The 10,282-nt window shown below is 72.3% G+C and carries 7 protein-coding genes; 4 read left to right on the top strand and 3 right to left on the bottom strand.

The window, feature by feature from the left end; genetic code table 11:
- Positions 1–153: 153 nt before the first annotated feature.
- Positions 154–1,005 (top strand): hypothetical protein, encoded by an 852-nt coding sequence (locus D6689_12785; protein RMH40782.1) that lies wholly within the window; start codon positions 154–156, stop codon positions 1,003–1,005.
- A 28-nt stretch (positions 1,006–1,033) separates the two neighbouring features.
- Here the strand turns inward: D6689_12785 and clpA are convergent, their stop codons facing one another.
- Together clpA and D6689_12775 are read right to left on the bottom strand one after the other, a co-directional pair.
- Complete coding sequence (gene clpA / locus D6689_12780) at positions 1,034–3,286, bottom strand: ATP-dependent Clp protease ATP-binding subunit ClpA (GenBank protein ID RMH40781.1); 2,253 nt, start codon at positions 3,284–3,286, stop codon at positions 1,034–1,036.
- A gap of 30 nt (positions 3,287–3,316) precedes the next feature.
- Positions 3,317–3,649, bottom strand: a complete 333-nt coding sequence (locus tag D6689_12775) for an ATP-dependent Clp protease adaptor ClpS (GenBank protein ID RMH40783.1) — start codon at positions 3,647–3,649, stop codon at positions 3,317–3,319.
- A 107-nt stretch (positions 3,650–3,756) separates the two neighbouring features.
- Between D6689_12775 and D6689_12770 the strand changes: the two genes are divergently transcribed.
- On the top strand, positions 3,757–5,637 hold the full coding sequence (locus D6689_12770; GenBank protein RMH40780.1) for an OPT family oligopeptide transporter: 1,881 nt from the start codon (positions 3,757–3,759) through the stop codon (positions 5,635–5,637).
- On the top strand, positions 5,637–7,046 hold the full coding sequence (locus D6689_12765) for a M20/M25/M40 family metallo-hydrolase (protein RMH40779.1): 1,410 nt from the start codon (positions 5,637–5,639) through the stop codon (positions 7,044–7,046). Before D6689_12770 ends, D6689_12765 begins: the two co-directional genes overlap by 1 nt.
- Positions 7,047–7,072: 26 nt before the next feature.
- Here D6689_12765 and D6689_12760 read toward each other — a convergent pair whose 3' ends face one another.
- A complete protein-coding gene (locus tag D6689_12760) occupies positions 7,073–7,867 on the bottom strand; it encodes a hypothetical protein (protein RMH40778.1) in 795 nt (264 codons plus the stop codon).
- A gap of 263 nt (positions 7,868–8,130) precedes the next feature.
- Here D6689_12760 and D6689_12755 point away from each other — a divergent pair, with 263 nt between their 5' ends.
- Positions 8,131–10,092 carry a serine/threonine protein kinase gene (locus D6689_12755; protein RMH40777.1) on the top strand — a complete coding sequence of 654 codons (1,962 nt, stop codon included), beginning with the start codon at positions 8,131–8,133 and terminating at the stop codon, positions 10,090–10,092.
- Positions 10,093–10,282: the final 190 nt, after the last annotated feature.

Raw genomic sequence — 10,282 nt, 5'->3', positions numbered from 1 at the left:
GCCGGACACCGATGATCGACCTCGCGCTCGCCCCGTGCCGCCGCGCAGCGGCGCGGCGCGCGCGCTACGCTGCCGGACACCGATGATCGACCTCGCGCTCGCCCCGTGCCGCCGCGCAGCGGCGCGGCGCGCGCGCTACGCTGCCCAATACCGATGATCGACGTCGCGCTCGCCACCTGCCGCCGCAAGCCGGAGCCGGACCCCGACGAACAGCCGCTGCTGGCGGCGCTCGCGGCGCGGGGGCTGCGCGCGGCGGCGTGGGCGTGGGACGATCCGTCGATCGACTGGTCCGGTGCGCGCCTCGTGGTGCTGCGGTCGACGTGGAACTACGCCGACCGCCCGGACGCGTTCGTCGCGTGGGTGGCGGCGACGGCCCGGGCGACGCGCCTGTGCAACGGCGCCGACATCGTGCGCGCCAACGTGCACAAGCGCTATCTGCTCGCGCTCGAGCGCGCCGGCGTGGCGATCGCGCCGACCGTGCTCGTGCCGCGCGGCGATGCCGCGTCCGTCGCCGACATCGCCGCCCGGCGCGGCTGGCCGAGCGTGGTCGTCAAGCCGGCCGTGTCGGCCGCGTCGCGCCAGACCGCGCGCTTCGACGATCCGGCGTCGCCGGCCGCCGACGCGCACCTGCACCGTGTGCTCGCGACCGGCGACGCGCTCGTGCAGCGCTACCTGCCGAGCACCGAAACCGAGGGCGAACGCGCGCTCGTGTGGATCGACGGCGCGTTCACCCACAGCGTTCGCAAGGCGCCGCGGTTTTCCGGAGACAGCGAATCCGTCGGCGATCCGCGGCCGCTCACCGACGAAGAACGGGCGCTCGGCGACGCCGCGCTCGCCGCCGCGCCGCGGCCGCTGGTCTACGCGCGCGTCGACGTCGCGCGCCGCCCGGACGGGCAGCTGGCCGTGATGGAACTCGAGCTGATGGAGCCGTCGCTGTTTTTGCGCGAGTGGCCGGCGGCCCTCGACCGCTTCGCGGACGCGATCGCGCGCCGCGCGCGGCCGTAGCGCGGCGCGCGCCGGCCGCCCCCGCGGGCTACGCCAGCGCCGGGTAGCGGAACGACAGCGCGTCGGCGTCCGGGCCGTCGACGTCCACGATGACCGCGCCGCCGTCCTGCAGCTTGCCGAACAGCAGTTCGTTGGCGAGCGGCGTCTTGAGCTTGTCGTGGATCAGGCGCGCCATCGGCCGCGCGCCGTACAGCTTGTCGTAGCCGCGCTCGGCGAGCCATGCCTTCGCCGCCGGCGTCACCTCGATGTGGACCTTGCGCTCGGCGAGTTGGCCGTCGAGTTCGTGCAAGAACTTGTCGACCACGCGGACGATGGTGTCGGGCCCGAGCGGATGGAACAGCACGATCGCGTCGAGCCGGTTGCGGAACTCGGGGCTGAACACCTTCTCGAGCGCCTTCTTCGCGTCGGCCGCCTGGGGCGATGTGTCGCCGAAGCCGATCGCCGGCGTCGTCATCTGGCGGCTGCCCGCGTTGGTCGTCATGATCAAGATGACGTTGCGGAAGTCGGCCTTGGCGCCGTTGTTGTCGGTCAGGGTCGCGTGGTCCATGACCTGCAACAGAATGTTGTAGATGTCCGGGTGGGCCTTCTCGATCTCGTCGAGGACGACCACGCAATACGGGTGCTTGCGCACCTCGTCGGTGAGCAGCCCGCCCTGATCGAAGCCGACGTATCCGGGCGGCGCGCCGATGAGCCGCGACACCGTGTGCTTTTCCATGTACTCGGACATGTCGTAGCGCGCGAAGTGGACGCCGAGCACGCTGGCGAGCTGGCGCGCCAGTTCCGTCTTGCCGACGCCGGTCGGCCCGGCGAACAGGAAGTTGCCCACCGGCTTGTCCGGGTGGCCGATGCCCGCGCGCGACAGCTTGATCGCGGTCGCGATCTGCTCGATCGCGGCGTCCTGGCCGAAGATGACCCGCTTGAGGTCCTCCTCGAGCGTCGCCAGCCGCTGCTTGTCGTCGCGCGACACCGTGCGCGGCGGAATCCGCGCCATCGACGCCACGACCTGCTCGATGTCCTTGGGCACGATGCGCTTGCGCTTTCCGCGCAGCGCCGCCCGCGCGCCGGCCTCGTCGATCACGTCGATCGCCTTGTCCGGCAAGAACGCGTCGGTGATGTGGCGCGACGCCAGGTCGGCCGCGGCGCGCAGCGCGGCCTCCGTGTACTGGATGCCGTGGTGCTGCTCGTAGTGCGGCTTCAGTCCGCGCAGGATCGCGACCGTCTCGTCGACCGACGGCTCCTTGATGTCGATCTTCTGAAACCGGCGCGACAGCGCGCGGTCGCGGCCGAACGCCTGCTTGTAGTCCTTGTACGTGGTCGACCCGATGCAGCGCAGCTCGCCGGACGCGAGCGGAGGCTTGAGGATGTTGGCCGCGTCCATCGTGCCCCCCGACGTCGCGCCCGCCCCGACGATGGTGTGGATCTCGTCGATGAACAGGATCGCCTTCGGGTTGCCGACCACTTCCTTGAGCACGGCCTTGAGCCGCTCCTCGAAGTCGCCGCGATAGCGCGTGCCCGCCAGCACCGCGCTCATGTCGAGCGCGTAGATCTTGGCGTCCCGCAGCGGCTCGGGCACCCGGCCTTCGTGGATCCGCACCGCGAGGCCCTCGGCCAGGGCCGTCTTGCCGACGCCGGCCTCGCCGACGAACAGCGGGTTGTTCTTGCGCCGGCGGCACAGCACCTGAATCGCGCGTTCGAGTTCGGCCTCGCGGCCGACCAGCGGGTCGATCTTGCCCTCGGCGGCGCGCGCGACCAACTCGGTGGTGAACGTGCCGAGCGGATCGGCGACCGCCTCCGCCTCCGCGCCGTCGGACAGCACGCCCTTCGGCGTGCGCGGCGCGCCGTCGGCGCCGGCGACCTTCGAGATGCCGTGCGAGATGTAGTTGACGACATCGAACCGGGTGATGCCCTGCTTCTCGAGCAGGTAGACGGCGTGGCTGTCCCGCTCGCGAAACATCGACACGAGCAGGTTGCCCGAGTTCATCGTGTCGCGGCCGGCGCCCTGCACGTGCATCGCCGCGCGCTGCAGCACGCGCTGAAACGACAGGGTCTGCTCCGGGTCCGACGGGTCGTCGGGCGGCAGGGTCGGCAGCTCCGCCAGGTACGCCTCGAGCTCGGCGCGCAGCGCGTCGACGTCGCCCCCGCAGTGTTTGATGATGTTGCGCGCGGTGCGGTCGTCGAGCATGGCGAGCAGCACGTGCTCGAGCAGCAGGTACTCGTGCCGCCGATCGCGGGCCGACTGGACCGCGCGGCGGAGGGTGTCTTGTAGTTCGGGGGTGAGCATGGCGAGTTCCGCTGCGGCGGCGCGATCGAGTCAGCTCTCCGGCTCGAGCGTGCATTGCAGCGGGTACTCGAACTGCTGGGCGATCGCGACCGTCTTTTGGGCCTTGGTCTCCGCAATCTCGAATGGATAGACGCCAGCAACCCCGATGCCGTGGTTGTGGACGTGTTCCATGATGCGGATCGCGTCGGCCTCCGAATGGTGGAAAATCTGCTGGAGGATCATCACCACGAACTCCTTCGTGGTGTAGTCGTCGTTGTGAAGTAACACCTTGTAAAGCGGCGGTTTTTTGGTCTTCGGGCGCTCCTGGAGGGCGACGCCTCCCTCGCGCTGTCGGTCCGGGCCGCGGCCGGACCCTGCACCCATCCAGATCCGCATCTCCGCGACTCCGACTATTACATGTGACAAGCCCTACCCGGGAGCGCAAGTCCTGCGGTACAAGGGCGCGGTTTCCGACATCGCGAGGGGAGTTCATGACGACGACGAACGACGCGACCCCGGACGCCAGCCCCCCGGCGCCGGACAGCGGCGCAACCGACGCCGCCGACAGCGACATCCTGTACACGCCGCAGCCCGGCGAGCTGCAGCTCACGTTTCGCGCGGTAGCGACCGGCTGCGTGCTCGGCTGGATCGTGGTCGCCGGCAACATCTACCTCGGCCTGACCATCGGCTGGACCGTCGGCGGGTCGCTCATGGCCGCGATCCTGGCGTTCGCGCTGTTTCAAACCGTTCGCCCGCGCGACCCGTTCACCGTGCTCGAGTGCAACATCGCGCAGACGGCCGGATCCGGCGCCGGCACGATGGCGTCCGCCGCCGGCCTGGTCGCCGCGATCCCGGCGCTCAAGATCGCCGGCCACCCGCTGCCGGCCTACTGGGAGCTGGCGGTGTGGGCGCTGGCGATCGCCTACCTCGGCGTGATGTTCGCGGTGCCGCTGCGCCGCCAGTACGTCGTGACCGAGAAGCTCAAGTTCCCGACCGGGACCGCCGTGGCCAACACGATCATGGCGATGTTCGCCACGGCCGGCGAGGCGGTCGCCAAGGCGCGCGTGTTGCTGTGGTTCGGCGTCGGCGCGTTCGCGTTCACGATCGGGACGCACTTCATCCCGCCGCTCAACGCGCCGCCGCTGCACGAGTGGCTCGGCAGCGCGGTGCTCGCGACCGCGGCGGCGTGGACGTTCAGCCTGTACCTCGGCCCGATGCTGTTCGGCGCCGGCTTCCTGATCGGCCCGCGCGTCACCGGGTCGCTGCTCGCCGGCGCCATCGTCGGCTGGGGCCTCCTCGGCCACTGGGCGAAGTCCAACGGCTGGGCGCTGGCCCCGTCGCCGACGACGATCCACGACGGTGCGACCGACGCGTGGGGCGTGCGCGGCTGGATCCTGTGGCCGGGCGTCGCGATCATGGTCGGCGACGCGCTCATGTCGCTGGCGCTGTCGTGGCGGACGTTCGTCCGCGCGCTCAAGCGGCCGGCCGTCGCGAGGGCGGCGTCCGGCGGCGACGCCGAGGTCGATCCCGAAGCGATCCCGAACCGCTGGTGGACCACCGGCCTGGCGCTCGCATCGGTGGCCACGATCGCGATGGCGCACTTCGTGTTCGACATCCCGGCGTATCTGTCCGCGCTGGCGATCGCGCTGTCGGCGGTGCTGGCCAACGTCGCCGTCCGGTCGACCGGCGAGACCGACATCAACCCGATCGGCGGCATCGGCAAAGTGACGCAGATGGTGTTCGGCGTGATGTCCGACGCGCCCGCGGCCAACCTGATGACCGCCGGCATCGCCGGCGCCGGCGCATCGCAGGCCGGCGACATGATGCAGGACCTCAAGACCGGCTACATGCTCGGCGCGTCACCGCGCAAGCAGTTCAAGGCGCAGCTGTGGGGCATCCTGATGGGGGCCCTCGTCGCCGTGCCGATGTTCTACGTGTTCGACGCGGCCTACGACATCGGCGCAGACGACTCGAAGCTGGTCGCCCCCGCGGCGCACGCGTGGGCAGCCGTGTCGATGGTGATGACCCGCGGGCTGGACGCGTTGCCGCCGCACGCGGTCACCGCGATGGTGATCGGACTCGCATTCGGCGCGATCATCCCGGTCATCCGCAAGATCGCGCCGCGAACCGCTCCCTACCTGCCGAGCGGCCTGGCGTTCGGCATCGCGTTCATCGTCCACGCGTACTACTCGATCTGCATGTTCCTCGGCGCGATGGTGGCGGTCGGCTGGGCGCGGATGAAGCCGGAGCAGTACAAGCGGTTCGTGTTTGCGGTCGCGTGCGGCCTGATCGCCGGCGAGGGGCTCGGCGGCGTCGTCAACGCGGTGCTGACCATCCTGAACGTGCAGCCGCTGGTCGGGGGAGGCCACTGATGCTCGACCGCGACCGCGCGCGCGCGTTCGTCGACCGCGCGTGGGACGACCACATCGTCCCGGCGCTGGTCGACTACATCCGCATCCCGAACAAATCGCCGATGTTCGACCCGGATTGGCGCGCGCACGGCCACATGGACCGCGCCGTCGACCTCGTCGCCGGCTGGTGCCGCGAACACGGGCCGGCCGACATGACGCTCGAGGTCGTGCGCCTGGGCGATCGCACGCCGGTCATCTGGATGGACGTCCCGGCCACCGGCGGCAGCGGCGACACCGTGCTGCTGTACGGCCACCTCGACAAGCAGCCCGAGATGACCGGCTGGGCCGAGGGCCTCGGGCCGTGGACGCCGGTGGTGCGCGGCGACCGGTTGTACGGCCGCGGCGGCGCCGACGACGGTTACGCGGCGTTCGCATCGATCGCCGCGATCAACGCGTTGCGCGATCAGAACGCGCCGCACCCGCGCTGCGTCGTGCTCATCGAGGCGTGCGAGGAGAGCGGCAGCTACGACCTGCCCGCCTACATCGACCACCTCGCGTCCCGGATCGGTACGCCCAGCCTGGTCGTGTGCCTGGACTCGGGCTGCGGCAACTACGACCAGCTTTGGTGCACGACGTCGCTGCGCGGCATCGCGACGATGGACGTGACGGTGTCACTGCTCAAAGAAGGCGTCCACTCGGGAGACGCCAGCGGCATCGTCCCGTCGAGCTTTCGCGTGCTGCGCGCGCTGCTGAGCCGGCTCGAGGACGAGGCGACCGGCCGCATCGTGCCGCCCGAGCTGCACGCGGATATACCGGCGCAGCGACGCGCCCAGGCCGCCCAGGTCGCCGAGGTGCTCGGCACCGCCGTCTACGACAAGTTCCCGTGGCAGGACGGCGCGCGGCCGGTCACCGGCGACCTCGCCGAGCTGGTGCTGGCGCGCACGTGGCGGCCGGCGCTCGCGATCACCGGCGCCGCGGGGTTGCCGCCGCTGGACGACGCCGGCAACGTGATGCGGCCGTTTACCTCGCTGAAGCTGAGCCTGCGGCTACCGCCCACGACGGACGCGCAGGCGGCACTCGACCGGGTGCGCGCGCTGCTCACGGCGGACCCGCCGTACGGCGCCCGGGTCGAGGTCACGCGGGCCGAGGCCGCGTCCGGGTGGGACGCGCCGCCGGTCGCGCCGTGGCTCGAACGCGCGCTCGACGAGGCGTCGCGCGCCTACTTCGGCGCCGGCTGCGTGTACATGGGCGAGGGAGGCTCGATCCCGTTCATGGGAATGCTCGGCGCGCGGTTCCCCGACGCCCAGTTTCTCATCACCGGCGTGCTCGGGCCGCACTCGAACGCGCACGGGCCCAACGAGTTCCTCCACATCCCGACCGGCAAGAAGCTCACCGGTTGCGTCGCCCACGTGCTCGCGACCCGCGGTTGATGCAGGCCGCGCGCGGCGCGCCCCCGTCAATAGTAGTCGCACGGGGTGCCGAGCACCTGGCCGTCGTACACGCCGAGTTCGTCGTAGATCAGAACGAGGTTCTCGACCAGCGGCACGGTCGTGAGCGGCACTTTCTTCTTGCCGCGATGCCACGTCGCGTTCTTGCGGTCGCGCCCCATCACCAGCCGCAGATCGCCGCGCCGGGTCGCGAAGATGTCGCCTTCACTGTCGGACACGACGTTGACCAGCTTGGTGAGCTTCATCCGTCCCTTGAATCCGACGAACAGCCGGAAGCCCTTGCCGCCGTACTCGTCGCGCAGCCGGTCGACGTAGTAGTACCGGCCGCGGTCGTCGCGCGACAGGTGGTACGCCTGCCGCCGCCACAGCGGGCCGTAGAACGTGGCCTTGTCCAGCACCCGCGCCGCCTCCGGCTCCGGCGCGACGGCCAGCGGCGTCTTGCGGTCGGCGCACTGCACGTACCAGGCGCCGTCGCGAAATCCGATCTCGGCGACGTGGTCGACCCGCGGCGACCAGAACCGCCGCGAAAACTGTTTGTCGCCGTCGCGGCCGCCGCCGAACGTTCGCTGCCGATACAACCGTTTGCCGTCGCCGAAGTAGAAGTGCTCGCTGCCGAGCGCGAACGGTTCGATGACCACGTAGTGGCCCGCGTCCGTCGCGAGCACGACGAGCTTGTCCTTGACGTCGGCGATCGACACCGGCGCGTCCGGCCGGGCAACCCGCGCGCCGGGACCGGCCCGCGCCACGGAAGCGGACGCCAACGCCGTCGCCCACGCGGCCGCCGCCAGGAGTCTGTTGCGCATCGCCGCTGGCTGCGGTCGCGATCTGCGGGCGATCTTCGGCGTACGCCCTCGCGCCCTTCGGTACCGTATGTTCATTCGCGCCCTCGTGCGCTGCGGGCGTGCGCCGAACCTCGCCTCGCAGCTCGCAACCTCGCTCGCGCGCCGATACGCAACCGCCTCCCAGGCGCCGCCGCCGGCACCGGCGCCCGGCGCCCGCCGCCCGCCGTCGCGCGCCTGGTTTCCCCCCGCTGGCTCGACATTCCTCCAGTATACTGCCCGACGGGATGGCATCCCACCCGGACAGCGCGCGCGCCGTGGATGTCGGCACCGTCGTCGCGGACACGTACGAGATCACGCGCTGCATCGGCCGCGGCGGCATGGGCGCCGTGTGGGCCGCCAACCACCTGCGGCTGCCCGGCAAACAGGTCGCGATCAAGGTGCTGCTGGCGGACGTCGGCTCCGACGCCGAGTCGCTGGCGCGATTTCGGCGGGAAGCCGAGATCGCCAGCCGGCTCGGCCACCCCAACATCGTGCAGGTCATCGACTTCAACACCCTGCCGGACGGCGCGCCCTACCTGGTGCTCGAGCTACTCGCCGGCGAGAGCCTCGATCAGCGGCTCGCGCGCGGTCCGCTGCCGGTCGACGAGGCGCTCGCGATCGCGCGGCAGATCGGCGCGGGGTTGGCCGCGGCGCACCGACAGGGAGTCGTCCATCGCGACCTGAAGCCGCAGAACATCTTCCTGTGTCCGACCGAACTCGGCGGCGACGTCGCGACCCAGGTCAAGATCCTCGACTTCGGCATCTCCAAGATCCGCGGCTCGCAGACGATCAAGACTCAGGAATCGACCCTGCTGGGCACGCCGCAGTACATGGCGCCCGAGCAAGCCACCGGCGCGCACGACCAGGTCGGCCCAGCGACCGACATCTTCGCTCTCGGTGCGATCGTGTACGAGATGTTGTGCGGGCAACCCGCGTTTGCCGGCCAGACCGTGCCCGAAGTCGTGTTCAAGGTGGTGTACGAGCAACCGCCGCCGCTGGCCGAACGCGCGCCGCACGTGCCGGCAGCGGCCATCGCCGCCGTCGAGCGCGCCCTGAACAAGAGCCGCGACGATCGTTTCCCGACCGTCGGCGCGTTCGTCGAGGCGCTGACCGGGCGGCCGCTGGCGACGTTGCGCGGCGCCGGATCGGCGGCCGGAGACGGCGCCGCGACGGCGCCGCCGGATGCCGCGACGGCCGATCCCGCCGCCGGCGGAGCCGCGGCCGCGCTGGCGGCGACGGTGGCGTCCGGCAACCACGCGCCGGCGGCGACCGGCGACCTGCCCATGCCGTCGCCGGCCGATCTCGTCTCCGGCGACACGGGCCGCGATCGCCCGTCCGTCGCATCGGAGGCCGCGTTCGCCCAGACGGTGATCACGGGGACGGCCGACGAGGTGGCCGACGCGGTGCGCGCCGCGGTCGGCCGCGCGCAGCCGGCGGGGCGCGGGCGCGGGTGGGTCGCCGTGGTGGTACTGGTCGCCGCCGCCGGCGCGGTGGCGGCGGTGGGCCTCGTCGGACGCGACCGGGTCGCGCCGCGAACCGTGGCGATGGGCGAGCCGCCGCCGCCTCCGGTCGCACCGCCGCCGGCCACCGAGTCCGCGACGCCCGACCGCGACCTCGCGCGGGCGCCCGCCACGGCCGTCGCCGAAGGCTCGACCGGCGCGGGCGCGGCGGGCGGGGCGCCGGGTCCTGCTTCCGTCGGCGCCGGGCGCGTCGCCGCGAACCCGACCGGCGAAATCCTCGCGGACCGCGCCGCCGAGCCGGCGGTGAAGCCGGTCGAGGCCGACGTGGCGGACTCGGCCGACGCGGAACTCGCCCACCCCGACGCGCCGCCGCGTCCGCGTCGCGCCGAGTCCTCCTCCTCCGGGGGCCGCCGGCCAGCGGACGACGCCCCCGACCGCATCGCGCCGCACGCGGACCGCGACGACGGCAAGCCCGCGTCGAGGGCCGCCGCCGTGCCGCCCGCCCTCGCGCCGGCCGAGCGCGCGCTGCGCGCCGGCGACGCCCGCGAGGCCATCCGCCTGGCAAAACGCGCCCTGCGGACGGGCAACGCCCGCCGCCTGCGCGCCGCCGCCGCCGCCCTCATCACCGCCGCGTACTGCGCCGAGCGCGACCTCGGCAACGCGCAGGCGTGGCTCGCGAAAGTGCCGCCGCGCGCGCGCCGCCGCGTCCGCGCGCGCTGTGCCGCCGCCGGCCTGCCGCTGCCGTGACCGCGCGCCGCGCGCGCGCGTCCGCGCGCGCCGTGCCGCCGCCGGCCTGCCGCTTCCGCGCCGCGTGCCGCGTGAGCGCGGCCCCGCTGGGTTAGATCTCGACGCTGAACGGCTTGCGCAGCGCCAGCGCCGCGATGGTCGCGATCACGAGCCAGTACAGCCACCACGGCATGGCGACGCCGAGCCACGG

Source organism: Deltaproteobacteria bacterium, from assembly GCA_003696105.1.
Classification (GTDB): domain Bacteria; phylum Myxococcota_A; class Polyangia; order Haliangiales; family J016; genus J016.
Note: the sequence above shows the minus strand (reverse complement) of the source record. Positions and strands in the feature narration are given on the sequence as shown.